Raw genomic sequence first — 21,847 nt, 5'->3', positions numbered from 1 at the left:
GGCATCGTCATGGCCAAACCTGGATTTCGCCTCGCGCTGTTTGCCACCCTGCTGGCACTGATTGTAGTGCTGCTCGGCGCCTATACGCGCCTGACCCACGCCGGCCTCGGCTGCCCGGACTGGCCAGGCTGCTACGGCTTTATCAGCGTGCCGAAAAGCGAGGCGCAACTGGCCCATGCCGAACTGCACTTCCCTGACGCGCCAGTGGAGGCGCACAAGGGCTGGAACGAGATGATTCACCGCTACTTCGCCGGCACCCTCGGTTTGCTGATTTCAGTGCTGGCCGGGCGCGCGTGGGTCAACCGGCGCCATCCGGGCCAGCCGCTGAAACTGCCGCTGTTTCTGCTGGCGGTGGTCATCGCCCAAGCGGCGTTCGGTATGTGGACGGTGACGCTCAAGCTCTGGCCACAAGTGGTCACCGGACATTTGCTCGGCGGCTTTGCCACGTTGAGTCTGCTGTTTCTGTTGACGCTGAGGTTATCCGGCGTGCTGCCGGCGCTGACGGTACCGAAGCGCCTGCAATATTGGGCGACGGCGGGGCTGCTGCTGGTGATCGGCCAGATCGCCTTGGGCGGCTGGGTCAGTTCCAACTACGCAGCGGTGGCCTGCATCGACTTCCCCACCTGCCACGGCCAATGGCTGCCGCCGGCGGACTTCGCCAACGGTTTCCACCTGACCCAGCACATCGGCCCGAATTATCTCGGCGGGCAACTCGATAGCGATGCACGCACGGCGATTCACCTGACTCACCGCATCGGCGCTTTGCTAGTGACGGTCGTACTGCTCGGTCTGGCCTGGCAGTTGAAAGCGGTAGGCATGACCCGATTGGCCGGATTGCTGCTGATCGCCCTTGCGGCGCAGATCACCCTCGGCATCAGCAACGTGCTGTTTCATCTGCCGCTGCCGGTGGCCGTCGCCCATAACGCTGGCGGTGCGGCGTTATTGCTGACGCTGGTACTGGTCAATTACCACGCCCGCACCAGCCTGCTGCGGGTGAGCCAACCGGTGCTGGCGCGCTGGCGCTTGAGTGCGCACAAACCTGCCGTTGCGCCCATCGCATTGAAAGGAGAAACGCCATGGCGAGTCTGATCGGCGAGCGTGCGGCGCAAGCGCTGTGGCGCGATTATCTGGAGCTGACCAAACCGAAAGTCGTGGTGCTGATGCTGATCACCTCGCTGGTCGGCATGTTCCTCGCCACCCGCGCGGGCGTACCGTGGACAGTGCTGGTGTTTGGCAATCTGGGCATTGCCTTGTGTGCCGGCGGTGCGGCGGCGGTCAATCATGTGGTCGATCGGCGTATCGATGCGGTAATGGCGCGCACGCACAAACGTCCCTTGGCCGAAGGCCGGGTTTCACCTGCGGCGGCGCTGACCTTCGCCTTGGTGCTGGCGCTGCTCGGTCAGGCGCTGCTGCTGACTTTCACCAATCAGCTGACCGCGTGGCTGACCCTCGCCTCGCTGCTCGGTTACGCGGTGGTCTACACCGGTTTTCTCAAGCGTGCGACGCCGCAGAACATCGTCATCGGCGGCCTCGCTGGCGCGGCGCCACCGCTGCTCGGCTGGACCGCCGCCACCGGCCATGTCAGCGCCGAACCGCTGTTGCTGGTGCTGATCATCTTCGCCTGGACCCCGCCGCATTTCTGGGCGCTGGCGATTCATCGCAAGGAGGAATACGCCAAGGCCGACATTCCGATGCTGCCGGTGACCCATGGCGAGCACTACACCAAAGTGCACATTCTGCTCTACACCTTCGCGCTGCTGGCAGTGAGCCTCTTGCCCTACGTGATTCACATGAGCGGCGTGCTGTATCTGGTCTGTGCGCTGGCGTTGGGCGCAAGGTTTCTGCAATGGGCCGTGGTGCTGTACCGTGGCACTAGGCCGCACGCGGCGATCAATACCTTCAAGTACTCAATCTGGTACTTGTTCCTGTTGTTCATCGCCCTGCTCGTAGACCACTACTTACTGTTGAACCTATGACCCGAACCCAGAAAACCGTCTTCATCCTCGTCGCCGTGATCGCGCTGATCCTCGGGCTTACCGTCAACAAAGTGCTCAGCGGCAAAGGCCAGGGCGACCCGACTGCGCTGATCGACGCCGGAATCATCCTGCTGCCGCAGAGCCGCAACCTGCCGGACGTGACCATGACCGATCAGGACGGCAAACCGGTTGCCATCGATGAGTTGAAAGGCAAGTGGAGTCTGTTGTTCTTCGGCTACACCTTCTGCCCGGACATCTGCCCGACCACCCTGGCGCAACTGCGACAGATCAAGAGTGAATTGCCGAAAGAGGCTGTGGATAAATTGCAGATCGTACTGGTCAGCGTCGACCCCAACCGCGACACGCCGAAGCAGTTGAAACAGTACCTGGGCTACTTCGATCCGCAGTTCATTGGCCTGACGCCTTCATCTATCGAAGAGCTGCAGAAGGTGGCGAATGCGGTGAGCATTCCGTTCATTCCGGCGGATACCAGCAAGCCGAATTACACCGTGGACCACAGCGGCAATCTGGCGGTGATCGGGCCGGATGGTACGCAGCGTGGGTTTATTCGGGCGCCGTTGAACAATGCCAAGCTGGTGGCGCAGTTGCCGGCGATGCTTGAGCGAAAATAGGATCAACACCAGTCCAATGTGGGAGCGAGCCTGCTCGCGAAGAGGCCAGCACATTCAACATCTGTTTTGACTGACACACCGTATTCGCGAGCAGGCTCGCTCCCACACAGATCATATTCCAGGCAAAAAAAGGGGCGCATCAAATGCGCCCCTTTTTCATTGCAGCAACCTGAATCAGAACGCCGGCAATACCGCGCCTTTGTACTTCTCGGTAATGAACTGCTTCACTTGCGGGCTGTGCAGCGCAGCCGCCAGTTTCTTCATCGCGTCGCTGTCCTTGTTGTCCGGGCGGGACACGAGGATGTTTACGTATGGCGAGTCGTTGCCTTCGATCACCAGCGCATCCTTGGACGGATCAAGCTTGGCTTCCAGCGCGTAGTTGGTGTTGATCAGCGCCAGATCGACCTGGGTCAGCACGCGCGGAATGGTCGCGGCTTCCAGTTCACGGATCTTCAGGTCTTTCGGATTCTCGTCGATGTCTTTGACGGTCGACAGAATGTTCTTCGAATCCTTGAGCTTGATCACGCCAGCCTTGTCCAGCAGCAACAGCGCACGGCCGCCGTTGGTGGCGTCGTTCGGGATCACCACGTTGGCACCGCCGGGCAGGTCTTTCAGATCCTTGATCTTGCTCGAATATGCGCCCAGTGGCTCCAGATGCACACCGGTCACGGCTACAAGATCAGTGCCCTTGGCCTTGTTGAATTCATCAAGATACGGCTGGTGCTGGAAGAAGTTCGCGTCCAGACGCTTTTCCGCGACCTGTACGTTCGGCTGAATGTAGTCGGTGAAGACCTTGACCTTCAGATCCACGCCTTCCTTGGCCAGGGCCGGTTTGACGAACTCGAGGATTTCCGCGTGCGGCACCGGAGTGGCGGCAACGGTCAGGGTCTCGGCGTGGGCCGAAAACGCCGCAACAGCGGCGAAAGCAGCGATCAGTTTTTTCATTCAGCTAACTCCTTGTGAGGGCGCCCGCCAGCGAATGGCCCGCGCCTCTTGATTAAAAAACCGCTTATTTGCGCGAGAAATGCACGACCAGGCGGTCGCCAACCATTTGCAGCACTTGCACCAGAATCAACAGCAGCACCACGGTGACGATCATCACGTCGGTCTGGAAACGCTGGTAGCCGAAACGGATCGCCAGGTCGCCCAGACCACCGGCGCCGACCACACCGGCCATCGCCGTGTAGGACACCAGTGTAATCGCTGTCACCGTAATCGCTGCGAAGATGCCCGGACGGGCTTCCGGCAGCAGGGCGTTCATGATGATCTGCCGCGTGGTCGCGCCCATCGACTGGGTCGCTTCGATGATGCCGCGATCGACTTCGCGCAGCGCGGTTTCCACCAGACGCGCGAAGAACGGCGTGGCGCCCACCACCAGCGGCGGGATCGCCCCGGCCACACCCAGCGAGGTGCCGGTGATCAGCACGGTGAACGGGATCATCACGATCAGCAGAATAATGAACGGCAGCGAACGCAAGATGTTCACCACCAGCGACAGCACGGCGTAGAGGCCACGGTTCTCCATCAACTGACGCGGGCTGCAGAGAAACAGCAGCACCCCCAGCGGCAGACCGAGCAGCACGGTGAACAACAGCGAACCGCCGAGCATCAGCATGGTGTCGCCAGTCGCCAGCCAGATTTCGTACCAGTCGATATTGGCGAAGAAACTCATCAGGTCGGCCATTAGCGCAACACCTCCATGTGAACGTCAGCGGCGGTGAAGCGGGCAAACGCCGCTTCCATGTCGCCACCGGTGACAGCGAGGGTCAGTTGCCCGTACGGAATGTCTTTGATGCGGTCGATGCGACCGGCAAGGATGCTGTAGTCGACGCCGGTTTCCCGGGCGACGGTGCCGAGCAACGGCGCGTAGGTCGCTTCACCCTGGAAGGTCAGACGCACGATGCGCCCGGGCACGTGGGCGAAATCGTCACGCTGCTCGCTCTCGTCAATCTGCTCGCTTTCCTGGACGAAACGCTTGGTGGTCGGGTGCTGCGGATGCAGGAACACATCGGCCACCGGACCCTGCTCGACGATCACGCCGGCGTCCATCACCGCGACCTGATCGCAGACTCGACGGATCACGTCCATTTCGTGGGTGATCAGGACAATGGTCAGTTTCAGCTCGCGATTGATTTCTGCCAGCAGTTGCAGGACCGATGCGGTGGTCTGCGGGTCGAGGGCGCTGGTGGCCTCGTCGCACAGCAGAATCTTCGGCTTGGTCGCCAGCGCACGGGCGATGCCGACGCGCTGCTTCTGACCGCCGGACAGTTGCGCCGGGTACTTTTTCGCGTGGTCGGACAAACCGACCCGCGCCAGCAGCTCGGCCACCCGTTGGTTGATTTCACTGCTCGACAGCTCACCGGCCAGGGTCAGCGGCAGGGCCACGTTGTCGGCGACGGTCTTGGAGGCGAGCAGATTGAAGTGCTGGAAGATCATCCCGACCTGCTGGCGGAAACGGCGCAGGCCGTTGGCGTCCAGTGCGGTGACTTCTTCGCCGTCGACGATGATCTTGCCGCCACTGGAGTCTTCCAGGCGATTGATCAGACGCAGCAGGGTACTTTTGCCCGCACCGGAATGGCCAATCAGGCCGAACACCTGACCGTTCTCGATGGCGAGACTGGTCGGGTGCAGCGCGGGAATATCCTTACCGGCAACGCGGTAAGTCTTGTGGACGTTTTGAAACTCGATCACGTAGCGAACCTTGTGGGGCGCGTTGGAAAAGGATCAGCGGTTAGCCGGGCGCGCATTTTAGCCTGTCCGTATAGAGGTTCTTAGCATTTATTTCGCAATTAACCTTCAATTTGGCAATAACGCGATCAAAGGTCAGATAAACGGAACGGCTGAAACGCTCATCAGTCACTACTTAAGCGACTTGAAACCCCTGGGTGCCGTGCCCGGGAATCACTCAAGGGTCTTCGGAAGGCATCCGGGGCCAAACGAGGAGTTTACGTCTGATGAGCATCAAAAAGCCTGCACCTGATAAAAGCGAAATGGCCGGGACCGATACCCCGGATCGCGCCAACACCAACGCCAAGCTCGACAGCCTGGAAGAATTCCGTTCCGACGCCACCGGTCAGGCACTGCGGACCAATCAGGGCGTGAAGATCGCCGACAACCAGAACACCCTCAAAGCCGGGCCGCGCGGGCCATCGCTGCTGGAAGACTTCATCATGCGTGAAAAGATCACGCACTTTGACCATGAGCGCATTCCGGAGCGTATCGTCCATGCGCGCGGTACCGGCGCCCACGGTTTCTTTCAGACCTACGAGAACCATGCAGCACTGACCAAGGCCGGTTTCCTGCAGGATCCGGGCAAGAAAACCCCGGTGTTCGTGCGTTTTTCTACGGTGCAGGGGCCACGGGGTTCCGGCGATACCGTGCGTGACGTGCGCGGCTTTGCGGTGAAATTCTTTACCGACGAGGGTAACTTCGACCTGGTCGGCAACAACATGCCGGTGTTCTTCATTCAGGACGCGATCAAGTTCCCGGACTTCGTCCACGCGGTGAAACCCGAGCCGCACAACGAAATCCCGACCGGCGGCTCGGCTCACGACACGTTCTGGGACTTCGTCTCGCTGGTGCCGGAATCGGCGCACATGGTCATCTGGGCGATGTCCGACCGGGCCATCCCGAAAAGCCTGCGCAGCATGCAGGGCTTTGGCGTACACACCTTCCGCCTGATCAACGCCGAGGGCAAATCACGCTTCGTCAAATTCCACTGGCGCCCTACCGCCGGCACCTGTTCGCTGGTGTGGGACGAGGCGCAGAAGCTCGCCGGTAAGGACACCGACTACCACCGCCGCGACCTGTGGGAAGCGATCGAGATGGGCGATTACCCGGAATGGGAACTGGGCGTGCAAATCGTCGAAGAAGAGAACGAACACGATTTCGACTTCGACATCCTCGACCCGACCAAGATCATCCCCGAAGAAATCGTCCCGATTACGCCGTTGGGCAAAATGACCCTGAACCGCAACCCGGACAACTTCTTCGCCGAAACCGAGCAGGTCGCCTTCTGCCCTGGCCACATCGTGCCGGGTATCGACTTCTCCAATGACCCGTTGCTGCAAGGTCGGCTGTTTTCCTATACCGACACGCAGATCAGCCGACTCGGCGGGCCGAACTTCCATGAGCTGCCGATCAACCGTCCGGTGGCGCCGTTCCACAACGGCCAGCGTGACGCGCAGCACCGCACCACCATCGATAAGGGTCGTGCCTCGTACGAGCCGAACTCGATCGACGGCGGTTGGCCAAAAGAAACCCCGCCAGCGGCACAGGACGGTGGTTTCGAGAGCTACCCGGAGCGCATCGATGCGGCGAAGACCCGTCAGCGCAGCGAGTCGTTCAGCGATCACTTCTCCCAGGCCCGCTTGTTCTTCAACAGCATGAGCGACCACGAAAAAGAGCACATCATCGCTGCCTACAGCTTCGAGCTGGGCAAGGTCGAGCGTGAGTTCATCCGTGCCCGTGAAGTGAACGAGATCCTCGCCAATATCGACCTGACCCTGGCCAAACGTGTGGCTGAAAACCTTGGTTTGCCGGCACCCGCCAAAGGCACGGTCGAAGTGCGCAAGACCTCGCTGGAGCAATCGCCAGCGCTGAGCCAGGCCAACCTGCTGCCAGGCAACATCAAGACGCGCAAAGTGGCGATTCTCGCGGCCAACGGCGTTGATGCTGCAGCCATCGATGCGATGAAGAAAGCACTTGAAGCCGAAGGCGCCCACGCGAAACTGCTCGGCCCGACCTCGGCGCCAGTGAAGACCGCTGACGGCAAGGCATTGCCGGTGGATGCGTCGATGGAAGGCATGCCTTCAATTGCGTTCGATGCGGTGTTCGTACCGGGTGGCGCGGCGTCGATTACCGCGTTGAGCGGTGACGGCGTGGCGTTGCACTACCTGCTCGAAGCCTACAAGCACCTGAAGGCGATCGCGCTGCACGGCGAGGCCAAGCAATTGCAGGACTTGCTGAAGCTGGATGCGGATGCTGGGCTGCTGCAGGGCGCGGATGTAGGGGCGTTGACCAAACCGTTCTTCGCCGCGATCGGCGAGCACCGGGTCTGGGCGCGCGAGCCTAAGGCCAAGGCTATTCCGGCTTAAGATCTTTATTGGTTGAGAGGACGCTTTCGCGAGCAGGCTCGCTCCCACAGGTACGCTGTTGCACCTGCGGGAGCGAGCCTGCTCGCGAAGCTTTTTATGGCTTGCGCGGACTTAAAACCATCTGCGCCGGAACCGTGCGCAAGATCTGCTTCTCGATCTGCAAATCAAAATCAGGATCGAGCTTCTTTACTCGCTTGCTCAGCAACGTCGCCAGCCACGGATAATCCGCGGTGCGCGGCGCCTGGATGCTGACGGCGCATTCGTAATTCACCACATCGGCGGCGATAGCATCGAGTTGTCGTTGCAGCTTGTGAATATCACCGATGTTCAACGCAACAGTGGTGCTCTCGGCGGTCGGGTCGATGACCTTGGCTTTCGGCCTGGCTTCGGCAGCCAGCAACGCGGCCTCGGCCTTTTCCAGCTCGGCCTTGCGCGCTTCGGTGATCGCGCCGTTGACGCCGCCGGTCAGCGCTGGCGCCTTGGGCATCAGAGCACGGGCGCGGCTGAGCGCGGTGGCGGCAGCGTTGACATCGCCTTTTTGCAGGACGATCTGGCTGCGGCGCAGGTACGCTTCGGCCAGCTGCCGCTGGTACTGCTCAAGGGATTGATCGTTGGGGGTCGCGGCCTGCAACGTGGCCAACTGGTCTTCGGCGGTGGCCAGTTCGCTGCTGGCCAGGCTTTGCTCCAGCTGCGCGATGGCCGTAGCCCGCGCATCGGGGACTTCAGCCACCGGCGGCGTGCTTTGGCAGGCGCCCAGCAGCACTGAAAATGCGACAAGGAGCAGATAACGGGAGGCGAACGGCTTCATTCCTGCGACTCTCTAATTGCGCAAAAAGCGGCCAAGTCTACACCCCACGACGGGGCAGAACAAAACTCAACAGAAACAGCGCGGCTGCCGTCACAACGATAGACGGCCCCGCCGGGGTGTCCTTGAACCACGACAACGCCAGCCCGCCGCACACCGCGAGCATGCCCAGCAGGCTCGCGCCCAAGGCCATCTGCTCCGGCGAACGGGCGTGACGCTGTGCCGCAGCCGCCGGGATGATCAGTAGCGATGTAATCAGCAACACCCCGACGATTTTCATCGCCACGGCGATCACCACCGCGATCAACAGCATCAGCGCCAAGCGCAAACCCGCAACCGGCAAGCCTTCGACCCGCGCCAGTTCTTCGTGCACGGTGACCGCCAGCAGCGGTCGCCACAGCGTCACCAGCAACACCAGCACCGCCGCGGTGCCACCGAGAATCCACGCAAGATCGCTCGGACTGATTGCCAGCAAGTCGCCGAACAGATAGGCCATCAGGTCGATCCGCACTTCATGCATGAAGCTTAGTACCACCAGGCCGAGAGAGAGGGTGCTCGGTGCAAGAATTCCCAATAGTGTGTCGGATGCCAGTGGCTGACGCTGTTGCAGCGTCACCAAGAGCACCGCCAGCAGCAGGCAACCGACCGTCACCGCCACCGTCGGGCTGACGTCCAGCAAAAAGCCCAGTGCCACGCCGAGCAATGCGGCGTGGGACAGGGTATCGCCGAAATAGGCCATGCGCCGCCACACCACAAATGAGCCGAGCGGTCCGGCCACCAGCGCCAGGGCCAGACCTGCAAGCAGGGCATACAAAAGAAAATCAGCCATGCTTGCAGCCGTCTCCATGAACATGAGGTTGCCCGCCGAGCGGGCCTTTGACCACCGAACCGTGCAGGTCGTGGGCGTGGTCGTGATGGTGGTGATAGATCGCCAGACTCGGCGCATTCTTGCCGAACAACTCGACAAATGCCGGATCGCCGCTGACCTGCTCGGGGTGCCCGGAGCAGCAGACGTGGCGGTTGAGGCAGACCACCTGATCGGTAGTGCTCATCACCAGATGCAAATCGTGGGACACCATGAGCACGCCGCAACCGTGGCGGTCACGCAGACGGGTGATCAGGCTGTACAGCTCGGCCTGCCCGGCCACGTCGACGCCCTGCACCGGTTCATCCAGCACCAACAGTTCCGGCTCACGCAGCAGTGCCCGAGCCAACAGCACACGCTGCATTTCGCCGCCGGAAACGCTCTGCACCGGGCTGTCGATCACGTGTTCGGCGCCGACTTCCTTCAACGCGGCCAAGGCACGCGAACGATCGACGCCAGGCACCAGGCGCAGGAAGCGCAGCACTGACAGCGGCAGCGTCGGGTCGACATGCAGCTTCTGCGGCATGTAGCCGACGCGCAATTTCGGCTTGCGCCAGACGCTGCCACTGTTCGGCTTCAACAGCCCGAGCACGGCGCGTACCAGCGTGGTCTTGCCGGCGCCATTGGGGCCGATCAGGGTGACGATCTGCCCCGGCTCGACGCTCAGCTCGATGTTGTCCAGCACGGTCTGCCCGGCAAACGTGACGGCGACCTGCTCCAGACGGATCAGCGCGTTGCTCATCAGGCCCCCTGGCAACCGGCGCACAGACCAACAACTTCGACCGTCTGCGCTTCGACGATGAAACCGACATCTTTGGCGCTGCTGATGATCGCGTCGCTGATCACTTTTTGCTCAAGTTCGATGGCGGCGTGGCACTCGCGGCAGATCAGGAACTGGCCTTGATGCGCGTGTTCAGGATGCACGCAGCCAACGAAGGCGTTGAGCGACGAGATGCGATGGACCAGGCCGTTTTCGAGCAGGAAATCCAGTGCGCGGTACACCGTAGGCGGCGCTGCGCGGCGGCCGTCCTGCTCGCTGAGCACCGCAAGGATGTCGTAGGCACCCAGCGGCTTGTGACTCTGCCAGACCAGTTCCAGCACGCGGCGGCGCAGGGCAGTCAGACGCAAACCTTTCTGCGCGCACAAGGTATCGGCCTCGGACAGAGCGCTGTGCACGCAATGGGAGTGGTCGTGGGGACGGCTGGCAATCGGTGTAATAGGCATGAGCGGCGACGAGATTTGCTGGAGACGTTATTATGTTACCCGTTCTCGCTTCCTTGAGTGGTCATCGTGTCCCGACTTTTTTCTGTTTTTGTGGCTTGTGTTGCCAGTTTTCTGCTGATCGGTACGGCCCAGGCCGAGGTCAAAGTGCTCACCAGTATCAAACCGTTGCAGCTGATTGCCGCTGCCGTGCAGGACGGCGTGGCGATTCCCGAGGTGCTGCTGCCGCCGGGTGCCTCCCCACACAATTACGCCCTGCGCCCATCCGACGTACGGAAGGTGCAGTCAGTCGATCTGCTCTACTGGATCGGCCCGGACATGGAAGGTTTCCTGCCGCGCGTACTCGGCGGTCGCAGCCTGCCGAGCGTCGCCGTGCAGGATCTGCCGGGGCTCAAGCTGCGGCATTTCGGCGCGGACAACCATTCCCACGCCGAAGAGGCCGATGAGCATGATCACGACCATCGCCCCGGCTCGCTGGACGCACACCTGTGGTTGTCACCGGCCAACGCGCGGGTGATCGCTGACAAAATGGCCGCCGACCTCAGCGCCGCCGACCCGGCCAATGCCCAGCGCTATCAGAGCAATGCCAAAGCCTTCGATGAACGTCTGGATGCGCTGGATCAGCGCTTGAAGAAGCGTCTGGCCAATGTCGAAGGCAAGCCGTACTTCGTGTTTCATGAGGCGTTTGATTATTTCGAAGACGCTTACGGCCTGAAGCACGCCGGGGTGTTCGCGGTGGCCGCCGAAGTACAGCCCGGCGCCCAGCATGTCGCGGCGATGCGCAAGCGTTTGCAGGAAGTAGGCAAGACCTGTGTGTTCAGCGAACCGCCGTTGCGTCCGCGCCTAGCGGAAACCCTGGTGGCCGGTTTGCCGGTGAAACTCGCCGAGCTGGATGCGTTGGGTGGTTATACGCCGGCGACGGCTCAGGGCTATGAGCAGGTGCTGGAAAAACTCGGCAATGATCTGGCCGGGTGCCTGGAGTCGCTGTAACAACACAAACCTTGTGGGAGCGAGCCTGCTCGCGAAAGCGGTTGGTCAGTCAGCAAAAATGCTGAACGGGCCGCCGCCTTCGCGAGCAGGCTCGCTCCCACAGGTTCGTGTTTGCTTGGCGAATCTACTCAGAGGGCGAAGGGCAACGGTGTATTGACCTTCTGCCGCTGCGCCAGGCGCTGCTCGAATTCCTGCGGATCGTGAATCAACACGTCCTGCCCGGCGAACTGCTCGGCGGCGATCAGGCGTGACAGCCAGAACCGCACACAAGCCACACGCAACATCGTTGGCCAGAGCTCAGCCTCCGCCGCCGTGAACGGGCGCAGCGCCGCGTAGGCACCGAGGAATGCCCGGGCGCGCGGGCCATCGATCACGCCCTCCTCGTCCGAACACCAGTCATTCAACGCGATCGCCACGTCGTACAGCATCGGCCCCGAGCAGGCGTTGTAGAAGTCGATCAACCCGGTCAGATGGGTGCCTTCGAACATGGCGTTGTCGCGGAACAGATCGGCGTGAATATTGGCGCGAGGTAGCGCAAGAATCTTCTCTTTGCGCTCGGTGATCTCATCCAGCGCCTTTTGCAGCAAGGCACGCGGCTCATCGCTCAGGTGCGAGAGAAATTCAGTGCCCTCCTCCAGCATCCAGTCCAGGCCGCGATCGGTCTTGCGCTTGATCATGCGCTCGCCCTGGGTTGCCAGATGCAGATGCGCCTGCAACTCGCCGACCTGCGCGCAATGCTGGGCGTTGGCGACCTTGATGTGCTTGCCCGACAGACGCGGTTGCAGCAGCGCCGGTTTGCCTTTGAGCTCACGCAGGGCCAAGCCGTCGGTGGTGCGCAGGGCGTAAGGCACCGGCAGTTCGGCTTCGTGCAGCACGTCGAGCAGGTCGATGAAGAACGGCATCTCCTGCACCGGGCCGCGTTCGACCAGGGTCAGGACAAACTCGCCCTGCTCCAGACTGATGAAGAAATTGGTGTTTTCGCTGCCGGCGGCGATCCCCTGGAAATCGAGCAGGCGGCCGAGCCCGTAAGGGGCGAGAAAGGTTTCCAGCTCGGGCCGAGCCAGGGGAGTGAACACAGACATGTCTTGACTGCCAGTACGGGCGCCGCAACGGCGGCGCCACAAGTGAATTAAAAACCTACTTCCATTCGAAGATCTTCCATGACGGGATCAGCATATCCGGCTGGTCCGAGCGGATGAAGTTGGCATCCGTTCCGTCGGCGCGCACCAGAAAGTACGGCGGCGCGCCCTTCGGCGTGACCTTGATCGCATACAGGAAACCGTTCTGACGGTACTCCTGAATAGTCTTGTCGCCCTCCGTGCGGATGGTGACCTCGGGGTCGCCGCCCGGCGCATCATCCGCCGCAATCGCGGCCAGTGGTGAGACAGCGATCAACCCGACCAGCAGCAAGCGATTTAACGTACGCATGATAACCTTGTCCCTTTGTCGTCAACGGTCCCGCTATTCTAGCGCCGGACCCGCCGAAAAGGTTGATCCTGCTCATGAGCCAAGCCCCCCTCGTCCTGGTGGACGGTTCGTCTTACCTGTACCGCGCCTTTCATGCACTGCCACCACTGACCACGTCCAAAGGCCTGCCGACCGGTGCGGTCAAAGGCGTGCTGAACATGCTCAAGAGTCTGCGCAAGCAGTACCCGGACAGCCCCTTCGCCGTGGTGTTCGACGCCAAGGGCGGAACATTTCGTGACGAGATGTACGCCGAATACAAGGCCAACCGGCCGAGCATGCCCGATGACATGCGCGTGCAGATCGAGCCGCTGCACCAGAGCGTGATCGCCCTCGGCTTCCCGCTGCTGTGCGTCGACGGCGTCGAGGCTGACGACGTGATCGGCACCCTCGCCCGCAGCAGTGCGGCGGCCGATCGCCCGGTGATCATTTCCACCGGTGACAAGGACATGGCGCAACTGGTCGACGGCCACATTACCTTGGTCAACACCATGTCCGGTAGCTCGATGGATGTGGAAGGCGTGAAGGAGAAATTTGGCGTCGCACCGGAGCAGATCATCGATTATCTGGCACTGATGGGCGATTCCTCCGACAACATTCCGGGCGTGCCGGGCATCGGCCCGAAGACGGCGTCCGGCCTGTTGGTCGGCGTCAACGGCGGTCTGACCGAGCTGTACGCCAACCTCGACATCGTGCCGACCCTGCCGATCCGTGGCGCAAAAACCTTGCCGGCCAAGCTCGAAGAGCATCGGGAAATGGCTTTCCTGTCCTATCAACTGGCGACCATCAAGGTCGACGTGCCGCTGGATATCGGCCTCGATGATCTGCAGATGGGCCAGGAAGATCCGGCCAAACTCTACGAGCTGTACACCCTGCTGGAATTCAAGAGCTGGCTCAATGATCTGGATCGCGATGCCAAGCGTCTGGAACTGAGTGCGGCGGCCGAACCTGCGCCCGCCCATGATCTGTTCAGCGCCCCGCAAGCCGAGGCACCTGTTGCCCCTGCCGAGGCCGCGTACGAAACCATCCTCGATCAGGCTCGCTTCGACGTCTGGCTGGAAAAACTGCGCAACGCCAAACTGATCGCCTTCGACACTGAGACCACCGGCATCGACGCGCAGCGAGCGCAACTGGTCGGTCTGTCGTTCGCCGTACAGGCCAACGAAGCTGCGTACATCCCGCTGACCCACTCCTACATCGGCGTGCCGGAGCAGCTGGATCGCGACACCGTGCTGCGGGCACTCAAGCCGATTCTGGAAGACCCGAGCAAACTCAAGGTTGGCCAGCACGCCAAGTTCGACATGAACATTCTGGCCAACTGCGCCATTGGCGGCGATCAGAGTGAAGGCATCAGCGTGCGCGGCATCGCCTTCGACACCATGCTCGAGTCCTACGTACTCAATTCCACCGCGACCCGTCACGACATGGACAGCCTCGCGCAGAAGTACCTTGACCACACCACGGTGAGCTTCCAGGACATCGCAGGCAAAGGTGCCAAGCAACTGACCTTCGACCAGATCGCTCTGGAACAGGCCGGGCCGTATGCCGCCGAAGACGCCGACATCACTCTGCGCCTGCACCAGATCCTGTTCGACAAGCTCAGCGCGATTCCGAGCCTGGCCAGCGTCTTGACCGACATCGAAATCCCACTGGTACCGGTATTGGCGCGCATCGAACGCCAGGGCGCGTTCGTCGATGCCGAACTGCTCGGCATTCAGAGCATTGAGCTGGGCAACAAAATGGTCGCGCTGGAGCGTGAAGCCTTCGAAATTGCCGGAGAGGAATTCAACCTCGGCTCGCCGAAGCAGCTGGGCGTGATTCTCTATGAAAAGCTCGGCCTGCCGGTGCTGAAGAAAACCGCCAAGGGCCAGCCGTCCACCGCTGAAGAAGTGCTGGCGAAACTCGCCGAAGACGATCACCGCTTGCCGAAGGTGCTGATGGAGCACCGTTCGATGAGCAAGCTGAAAAGCACCTACACCGATCGCCTGCCCGAACAGATCAACCCGCGCACCGGGCGCATCCACACCTCGTATCATCAGGCCGTGGCTTCGACCGGGCGCCTGTCTTCCAGTGATCCGAACCTGCAGAACATTCCGGTGCGCACCGCCGAAGGCCGACGCATTCGTCAGGCGTTCGTCGCACCGAAGGGTTACAAACTGCTGGCGGCGGACTATTCGCAGATCGAACTGCGGATCATGGCCCACCTGTCCCGCGACGAAGGCCTGATGAACGCCTTTCGCAACAATCTCGACGTGCACACTGCAACCGCTGCCGAAGTATTCAAGGTCGAGCTTGATCAAGTGACCTCGGACCAGCGCCGCAGCGCCAAGGCGATCAACTTCGGTCTGATCTACGGCATGGGCGCGCAGAAGCTCGGCAAGGACATCGGCGTCGACACCAAGACCGCCAAGGCTTACATCGACACCTACTTCGCCCGTTATCCAGGCGTGCGCGAATACATGGAGCGTACCCGCGCGCAAGCGGCGGATCAGGGTTACGTCGAAACTTTCTTCGGTCGTCGCCTGTACTTGCCGGAGATCAACTCGAACAAGCCGCAGGAACGCGCCGCTGCAGAACGCACAGCGATCAACGCGCCGATGCAGGGCACGGCAGCGGACATCATCAAGAAAGCGATGGTGGCTGTGGATAACTGGCTGGCCACGTCGGGGCTGGATGCCCGGGTCATCCTGCAAGTGCACGACGAACTGGTGCTGGAGGTTCGCGAGGATCTGGTCGAGCAGGTCAGTGCCGAAATTCGTACGCACATGAGCGAAGCGGCGAAACTGGATGTGCCGCTGCTGGTGGAAGTTGGCGTGGGCAACAACTGGGATGAGGCGCACTGAGTTTGTAAAGGTGCCGCGACGCGACGTCGCGGCAAGTCCCGTAAACCGGCTTAGAACGATAAATGCTTGAGGCTATTCCAAAGCTTTTTGAAAAAAATCTGAACTAATCTGTCGACCGAACACTCAGAGATACTGAATGGCTGGTGAAGCCCTTCGATGCTCCTATGTTGTGTTAAGTGTTGGCAGATATCTGAACCCCGCCCTAGCGGTTCGGAACTTGAACCCCGGAACTTCTCCCTCCCCAATGAAGTCCGGGGCTTTTTTTGCCCCAAAACTGGCTGTGATGCCGTCATGCTGCGTTAAAAGCACCGCTAAAAATGCTCATTTAGGTACCCTAAACTCCGCTTTTTAGCGGTGCTTTCGCCTTGCCTGACAGCACCACAGTCAGTTTTGAAATTGTCTTACTCGGCTGCCGCCTCGGTGTTTTTGTCTGCCAGTTCCATCCAGTCGGCCAATACGGTGTAGGCCTCTTCCAGGCCCATGCGTTTTGGTGCGGAGAACAACTGGATGGTGATCGAGTCGCCCCAGCCTTTGCGGATTTCCGACTGTACTTTCAGCAGGGTGTTCTTGGCTGCGCCGTAGGTGAGTTTGTCGGCTTTGGTCAGCAGGATGTGCATCGGCATGCCAGCGGCGACGGCCCAGTCGAGCATCAGCAGGTCGAAGTCGGTCATCGGATGGCGGATGTCCATCATCAGAATCAGACCTTTCAGACTCTCCCGACCACCGAGGTAAGCCTCAAGGTGGCGCTGCCAGTGCTGCTTGAGCGGGATCGGTACTTTTGCATAACCGTAGCCCGGCAGGTCGACCAGACGGCGATCATCGTCTAGCTTGAAGAAGTTCAACAGCTGTGTGCGACCCGGAGTTTTCGAGGTGCGCGCCAGGCTGGCGTGGGTCAGGGTGTTCAGCGCGCTGGATTTGCCGGCGTTGGAACGACCGGCAAACGCCACTTCGAAGCCTTCGTCGTCAGGGCATTGATCGACTTTGGCGGCACTGAGCATGAATGTGGACTGTTGGCACAGGCCGAGGATGGGATTCTTGAGTTGCATGGGATTTCCGATGTGGGCGGCGCCGGGATTGGGCGCGGAACGCGGTGTCGCTTCCGTTTCAGTGACGCCAGTATATAATGCCGCAGATTTTGTGTGTGCTTTGTCCCAGCGAAGGATGAAGCTCACGAGAGCGACAGACTTTGATTGCGCATTAGAACGCAGAACGCTCTCAACCCTGAAAAGGTCGTTTTATGACGAAATGGCTGCTGGCTGCCGGAGTCTTGATGCCGCTTTACAGCGCACAGGCTACACAGGATCCGGAAGCCGTGTACAACCGTGTTTGTGGTGCCTGTCATTCCGGCCAACTACCCATGGCGCCCGCAAGAGGCGATCAGGAAGCTTGGACGCCGAGGTTGGCGAAAGGTATGGGGACGCTGGTGCAACACGTGACCCAGGGTTTCAAGGCGATGCCGCCGCGTGGTTTGTGCATGGACTGCAGTGCCGAGGATTACCAGGCCATCATCCTGTGGATGAGCGAGAGTAAGCCCGGTCCATAACTTAACCCTTAGCCGTAGTTGGATTAGCTGATGAACAAATTGATCGTGAGTCTGCTGTTGACCGTGGGAATTTCAGGTATCGCCCATGCTGCCGGCGATGCCGCAGCAGGCCAGGCCAAAGCTGCCGTGTGCGGAGCCTGCCATGGCCCGGACGGCAACAGCATGGCGCCAAACTTTCCGAAACTGGCAGGTCAAGGTGAACGCTACCTCGACAAGCAATTGCACGACATCAAGTCGGGCAAGCGCGTAGTGCTGGAAATGACCGGGCTGCTGACCAACCTGAATGACCAGGATCTGGCCGACATCGCTGCGTACTTCGCCAGCCAGAAAGGCAGCGTCGGCGCCGCCGATCCGAAGATCGTCGCTCGCGGTGAAGCGCTGTTCCGTGGCGGCAACCTGGAAAAAGGCCTGCCAGCCTGCACCGGCTGCCATTCGCCGAACGGTGCCGGCAATGCTGCAGCAGGCTTCCCGCATCTGGGTGGCCAGCATGCTCAATACATCGCCAAGCAACTGACCGATTTCCGCAAGGAAGAAGGCGGTCGCGCCAACGACGGCGACGCAATGACCATGCGCACCATCGCGCGCAAGCTGAGCGACGAAGACATCGCTGCGGTTTCCAGCTACATCCAGGGCTTGCACTGAGACCCTGATTCGAGGGTTGCACGAGGCGCGTAACGCCTGCCACGTTAACGCTCGATTAATCCTTCGCAGCAAGTATAAAAAGGGTGGCTTTGGCCGCCCTTTTTTGTGGCCGCTGCCGTTACACTACAGCACTCATGCCCGCCAGGATCTGTGTCGCAACAGGTCGAGCGAGGCGACCCAAATTGTTCAGGAGTAAAGCATGCGTAATCTGATCATCAGCGCCGCCCTCGTCGCTGCCAGCCTGTTCGGCATCACCGCCCAGGCCGCTGAAGCCCCTGCCGCCCCTTATGTCGAACTGGCCAATCCGGTGCCGGTTGCAAAGCCTGGCAAGATCGAAGTGGTCGAGCTGTTCTGGTACGGCTGCCCGCATTGCTACGCTTTTGAGCCAGTGATCAATCCATGGGTTGAAAAACTGCCGTCCGACGTCAACTTCGTGCGCATTCCCGCCATGTTCGGCGGCCCATGGGACGCTCACGGCCAGATGTTCCTGACTCTGGAAGCCATGGGTGTCGAGCACCAGGTGCACAACGCCGTGTTCAACGCGATCCAGAAAGAACACAAGAAGCTCACCGACAAGAATGACATGGCTGACTTCCTCGCCACTCAAGGCGTGGACAAGGACAAGTTCCTCGCCACTTTCGACTCGTTTGCTATCAAAGGCCAGATCGTCAAGGCCCGTGAGCTGGCGAAGAAGTACGAAATCACTGGCGTGCCAACCATGATCGTCAATGGTAAATACCGCTTCGACATCGGCTCTGCCGGCGGTGCCGAGCAAGCATTGAAGCTGGCTGACGATCTGGTCGCCAAAGAGCGAGCGGCGAACAAGGCTGCTGCCAACTAAGCGCGGCATTCGCCATGCGCCGCTGGAAGTCCGAACGCATCGTTGGCCTGCATGATCCGCAGGTCAACGAGCATCATCTGGCGTCTACGGGCCTGCCCGCAGACCAGCGTCTGCGCTTGCTCAGTTTCAACATTCAGGTCGGCATCAGCACCGAGCGCTACCGGCATTATCTGACCCGCAGCTGGCAGCATCTGCTGCCGCACACCGGGCGTTCCGGCAATCTACAGAAGATCGGTGACCTGCTCGGCGACTTCGATCTGGTCGCCCTGCAGGAAGCCGATGGCGGCAGCCTGCGTTCGGGCTACGTCAATCAGGTCGAACATCTGGCCCATCTCGGCGCCTTTCCCTACTGGTATCAACAACTCAATCGCAACCTCGGTCGACTGGCCCAGCACAGCAATGGCGTGCTCAGTCGCCTGAAGCCGTGGGCGATCGAGGATCATCCGCTGCCCGGCCCGAAAGGTCGCGGCGCGATCCTGCTGCGCTTCGGCGAAGGTCCGGAAGCGCTGGTGGTGGTGATGATGCACCTGGCCCTCGGCGCGCGGACCCGCAGCCTGCAACTGGCCTACATTCGTGATTTGATCAGCGGTTACAAGCATCAGGTGCTGATGGGCGACATGAATACCCATGCCAGCGACCTGCTCGAACACTCGCCATTACGCGATCTCGGCCTGCTGGCCCCGCAGGTGGAAGCGACCTTCCCCAGCTGGCGCCCACAGCGTTGCCTTGATCATATTCTGCTCAGCCCGACCCTGACCCTGGAAAAGGTCGAGGTACTGGCCCAGCCCATTTCCGATCACCTGCCGGTCGCGGTGGAAATTCGTCTGCCGGGTTCGCTCACGGCCGACGCATTGCCCGCGTTGAGCCCTGCCCCTCGCGGAACCTGTGAATGAGCGACGACGCCCAGCGCTGGAAAGAGAAGTACCTCAAGAGCATCGAACAGCAGGACAAGCTCGAACGCCGCTGGGCCGCGCGACTCGACCTGCTGCGGCGCGGTCTGGTGCGCAGCACGCTGGCGGCCGAAGGCACCGACAAGGCTGTCGATCAGTGCATGAAAGAAATGCGCGAAGTCGTGCGTACCGATGACATGGACGCTGGCCTCGCCGCCCTGCTGCCGCGCCTGGAAAAAGCCGTGCTCGACTCCGAGCAGCGCCGCGAGACCCGCATCGATCAGGTCAGCACCGCGCTGACCGCGCTGGTCACCCAGTTGCAGGCTTTGCCATTGCCGCGCGAAGTCGCGCAACCGCTGAAGAAATTCGCCAAACAACTGGACAGCCGCGTCGGTCAGGCGCGGGAAATGCCACTGCTGCTGAGCGAGCTCAGTGGCTTGCAGGGCAAGGCCTTGAGTCAGTTGGAGACGCCTGCCGAGCCGGGTCGGCCGGGGTTGTTGCAGCGTTTGTTTGGTAGTCGCGACAGTGAAGAAACCGTTGCACCGGCGGCCGACATACCAGCAACACCAGTGCCGCAGCTGGTCGAAGCTCAGCAGCCTGAACCGGAGCCTGCGCAATCGGCACCGGTGGCCAACGCGGAGCCAGCGATCGCAGCGCCCGAGACCATCATCGAAACGTCCGCCCAGACGCCGCCTGATGAGCCGCAAGTCGTTGCGTTCGCTGCGCCTGTGGTCGTCGTTGAAGCCGAGCCAGCGCAAGTTGAACCCGCCGCGGACGCCGAGATGACCGTCGCTGCGCCAGCAACCGAGGCGTTCAACCCCGATGAATTGATCCACCCCGGCGATCCCTCGCCGCTGCTCCTCGACAGCCTGCCCTTGCCCGAGCCAATCGCTCAAGCATTGGCCGCTATCGACCCGGAGCAGTCGGAACACGACATCCTCTTCGCTCTGCCGGATTCCCCGGAGCCGTCCTACAGCTCCGTGGCCAGACACATCGAAGACACGCTGATCGGCCTGCTCGACGACCTGACCCTGCCCGAGCGCCACCGGCCGCAAGCCGAAGCCATGCGCGAACGGCTCAAACACGGACTGAACTGGTACGAGCTGCTACCGATCCTCGACGATCTCGCAACCTTGATGCTGGCGATTACCGATAGCGGTCAGCACGAATTCGAAGCCTATCTGCAACAGCTCAACGAACGCCTTGAAGCGTTCCAGAGCAACCTGCAAGCGGCCAGCGAAGGGCATGCCGACAACAGCTCGGCGGCGCGGGCCATGGACACGCAGATTCGCGAGCAGGTCGACGGCTTGCAGAGCAGCGTCCAGCAAGCAGCCGACCTCGATGACCTCAAGCATGTGCTGGAGAATCATCTGGAAGGCCTGCTGGGAACGATGGATCAGCACCAGAAGCAGCGCGACGCCCGCGAGCAGGAAGTCGCCGCCAGGTTGAAGAGCCTGTCGGAGCGCGTGGCGCATATGGAGCAGGAAGCCATGGGCTTCCGTGAACATCTTGAAGAGCAGCGGCAGAAAGCCCTGATCGATCCGTTGACCGGCCTGCCTAACCGCGCGGCGTGGAGTGAACGCCTGGAGCATGAAATCCAGCAATGGCAGCAGCACGGCAACACCCTTAGCCTGGCCATGCTCGACCTCGATCATTTCAAGCGCATCAACGACAGCTACGGCCACCTGGCCGGCGACAAAGTCCTGAAGATCATCGCCACAGTGCTGCGCAAGCGCCTGCGCGGCTCGGATTTCATCGCCCGTTTCGGCGGTGAAGAGTTTGTGCTGTTGCTGCCGGCGACGCCGCCAGCGGTTGGCGCAAAACTGCTGGAAACCCTGCGCGCGGCGATCGAAGCCTGCCCGTTTCATTTCAAGGGCGAGCGAGTGACCATTACGATTTCCATGGGACTGGCATCGTTCAAGGTCGGAGAACACAGCGATCTAGTGTTGAAAAGAGCCGATCAGGCGCTGTATCGGGCAAAAAACGCCGGACGCAACCGAGTGGAGCTCGGCTAAGGCAATTGTTCCATTTTGTTTAAT

The 21,847-nt window shown here is 61.0% G+C and carries 21 protein-coding genes; 11 read left to right on the top strand and 10 right to left on the bottom strand.

The annotated features are described in order from the left end of the window. Window positions 1-9: 9 nt before the first annotated feature. Genes NF676_RS00930 through NF676_RS00920 form a run of 3 tightly spaced genes read left to right on the top strand, consistent with a single transcriptional unit; the run spans window position 10 to window position 2,608 of the window. The gene (locus NF676_RS00930) at window positions 10-1,089 is read left to right on the top strand and encodes a COX15/CtaA family protein (protein ID WP_041476472.1); all 1,080 of its coding nucleotides are present in this window, start codon (window positions 10-12) and stop codon (window positions 1,087-1,089) included. After that, a complete protein-coding gene (cyoE, locus tag NF676_RS00925) occupies window positions 1,077-1,976 on the top strand; it encodes a heme o synthase (protein WP_236167895.1) in 900 nt (299 codons plus the stop codon). Before NF676_RS00930 ends, cyoE begins: the two co-directional genes overlap by 13 nt. Continuing rightward, window positions 1,973-2,608, top strand: a complete 636-nt coding sequence (locus tag NF676_RS00920) for an SCO family protein (RefSeq protein WP_041476474.1) — start codon at window positions 1,973-1,975, stop codon at window positions 2,606-2,608. Before cyoE ends, NF676_RS00920 begins: the two co-directional genes overlap by 4 nt. 174 nt (window positions 2,609-2,782) lie before the next feature. Here the strand turns inward: NF676_RS00920 and NF676_RS00915 are convergent, their stop codons facing one another. From NF676_RS00915 to NF676_RS00905, 3 genes are all read right to left on the bottom strand, one after another. After that, window positions 2,783-3,553 (bottom strand): MetQ/NlpA family ABC transporter substrate-binding protein, encoded by a 771-nt coding sequence (locus NF676_RS00915; protein WP_252887078.1) that lies wholly within the window; start codon window positions 3,551-3,553, stop codon window positions 2,783-2,785. 64 nt (window positions 3,554-3,617) lie between these two features. After that, window positions 3,618-4,292: a methionine ABC transporter permease gene (locus NF676_RS00910; RefSeq protein WP_252887077.1), complete on the bottom strand. Its 675-nt coding sequence runs from the start codon at window positions 4,290-4,292 to the stop codon at window positions 3,618-3,620. Beyond that, window positions 4,292-5,299, bottom strand: coding sequence for a methionine ABC transporter ATP-binding protein (locus NF676_RS00905; protein ID WP_016772338.1), 1,008 nt, complete (start codon window positions 5,297-5,299; stop codon window positions 4,292-4,294). The genes NF676_RS00910 and NF676_RS00905 overlap by 1 nt, the downstream gene beginning before the upstream one ends. A 263-nt stretch (window positions 5,300-5,562) precedes the next feature. On the opposite strand from NF676_RS00905, the gene katE reads away from it, so the two are divergent. Then, window positions 5,563-7,704, top strand: coding sequence for a catalase HPII (gene katE, locus NF676_RS00900; protein WP_252887076.1), 2,142 nt, complete (start codon window positions 5,563-5,565; stop codon window positions 7,702-7,704). Between the two features lie 94 nt (window positions 7,705-7,798). On the opposite strand, the gene NF676_RS00895 is transcribed toward katE, so the two are convergent. From NF676_RS00895 to NF676_RS00880, 4 genes are read right to left on the bottom strand one after another with little or no spacing between them, the layout of a single operon-like run. Then, window positions 7,799-8,512 carry a PA5502 family lipoprotein gene (locus NF676_RS00895; RefSeq protein WP_150743228.1) on the bottom strand — a complete coding sequence of 238 codons (714 nt, stop codon included), beginning with the start codon at window positions 8,510-8,512 and terminating at the stop codon, window positions 7,799-7,801. Between the two features lie 37 nt (window positions 8,513-8,549). After that, window positions 8,550-9,338 (bottom strand): zinc ABC transporter permease subunit ZnuB, encoded by a 789-nt coding sequence (gene znuB / locus NF676_RS00890; RefSeq protein ID WP_016772340.1) that lies wholly within the window; start codon window positions 9,336-9,338, stop codon window positions 8,550-8,552. Next, window positions 9,331-10,116, bottom strand: a complete 786-nt coding sequence (znuC, locus tag NF676_RS00885; protein WP_024014991.1) for a zinc ABC transporter ATP-binding protein ZnuC — start codon at window positions 10,114-10,116, stop codon at window positions 9,331-9,333. The genes znuB and znuC overlap by 8 nt, the downstream gene beginning before the upstream one ends. Further along, window positions 10,116-10,598 carry a Fur family transcriptional regulator gene (locus NF676_RS00880; RefSeq protein WP_024014990.1) on the bottom strand — a complete coding sequence of 161 codons (483 nt, stop codon included), beginning with the start codon at window positions 10,596-10,598 and terminating at the stop codon, window positions 10,116-10,118. The genes znuC and NF676_RS00880 overlap by 1 nt, the downstream gene beginning before the upstream one ends. A 66-nt stretch (window positions 10,599-10,664) precedes the next feature. On the opposite strand from NF676_RS00880, the gene NF676_RS00875 reads away from it, so the two are divergent. Then, window positions 10,665-11,585 (top strand): zinc ABC transporter substrate-binding protein, encoded by a 921-nt coding sequence (locus NF676_RS00875; protein ID WP_252877190.1) that lies wholly within the window; start codon window positions 10,665-10,667, stop codon window positions 11,583-11,585. A gap of 128 nt (window positions 11,586-11,713) precedes the next feature. Here the strand turns inward: NF676_RS00875 and NF676_RS00870 are convergent, their stop codons facing one another. Beyond that, window positions 11,714-12,667, bottom strand: coding sequence for a homoserine kinase (locus NF676_RS00870; protein ID WP_095182294.1), 954 nt, complete (start codon window positions 12,665-12,667; stop codon window positions 11,714-11,716). Between the two features lie 55 nt (window positions 12,668-12,722). Continuing rightward, window positions 12,723-13,013, bottom strand: coding sequence for a DUF2782 domain-containing protein (locus NF676_RS00865; RefSeq protein ID WP_041476480.1), 291 nt, complete (start codon window positions 13,011-13,013; stop codon window positions 12,723-12,725). 74 nt (window positions 13,014-13,087) lie between these two features. On the opposite strand from NF676_RS00865, the gene polA reads away from it, so the two are divergent. After that, the gene (gene polA, locus NF676_RS00860; RefSeq protein ID WP_252887075.1) at window positions 13,088-15,892 is read left to right on the top strand and encodes a DNA polymerase I; all 2,805 of its coding nucleotides are present in this window, start codon (window positions 13,088-13,090) and stop codon (window positions 15,890-15,892) included. 401 nt (window positions 15,893-16,293) lie between these two features. Here polA and yihA read toward each other — a convergent pair whose 3' ends face one another. Continuing rightward, on the bottom strand, window positions 16,294-16,938 hold the full coding sequence (yihA, locus tag NF676_RS00855) for a ribosome biogenesis GTP-binding protein YihA/YsxC (protein ID WP_056791221.1): 645 nt from the start codon (window positions 16,936-16,938) through the stop codon (window positions 16,294-16,296). A gap of 191 nt (window positions 16,939-17,129) precedes the next feature. Here yihA and NF676_RS00850 point away from each other — a divergent pair, with 191 nt between their 5' ends. From NF676_RS00850 to NF676_RS00830, 5 genes are all read left to right on the top strand, one after another. Next, on the top strand, window positions 17,130-17,435 hold the full coding sequence (locus NF676_RS00850) for a c-type cytochrome (RefSeq protein ID WP_016772347.1): 306 nt from the start codon (window positions 17,130-17,132) through the stop codon (window positions 17,433-17,435). 30 nt (window positions 17,436-17,465) lie between these two features. After that, window positions 17,466-18,077 carry a c-type cytochrome gene (locus tag NF676_RS00845; RefSeq protein WP_041476483.1) on the top strand — a complete coding sequence of 204 codons (612 nt, stop codon included), beginning with the start codon at window positions 17,466-17,468 and terminating at the stop codon, window positions 18,075-18,077. A gap of 199 nt (window positions 18,078-18,276) precedes the next feature. After that, entirely contained in the window at window positions 18,277-18,918 is a 642-nt protein-coding gene (locus NF676_RS00840) for a thiol:disulfide interchange protein DsbA/DsbL (RefSeq protein ID WP_252887074.1), read from the top strand. Window positions 18,919-18,932: 14 nt separating this feature from the next. Next, complete coding sequence (locus NF676_RS00835; protein WP_024014985.1) at window positions 18,933-19,811, top strand: endonuclease/exonuclease/phosphatase family protein; 879 nt, start codon at window positions 18,933-18,935, stop codon at window positions 19,809-19,811. After that, window positions 19,808-21,823: a GGDEF domain-containing protein gene (locus tag NF676_RS00830; protein WP_095182297.1), complete on the top strand. Its 2,016-nt coding sequence runs from the start codon at window positions 19,808-19,810 to the stop codon at window positions 21,821-21,823. The genes NF676_RS00835 and NF676_RS00830 overlap by 4 nt, the downstream gene beginning before the upstream one ends. Window positions 21,824-21,847 lie beyond the last annotated feature (24 nt).

It is taken from the genome of Pseudomonas siliginis, from assembly GCF_024072275.1.
GTDB classification, from domain to species: domain Bacteria; phylum Pseudomonadota; class Gammaproteobacteria; order Pseudomonadales; family Pseudomonadaceae; genus Aquipseudomonas; species Aquipseudomonas siliginis.
The sequence above is the reverse complement of the archived record's forward strand: the minus strand, read 5'-3'. Positions and strand labels throughout refer to the sequence as shown.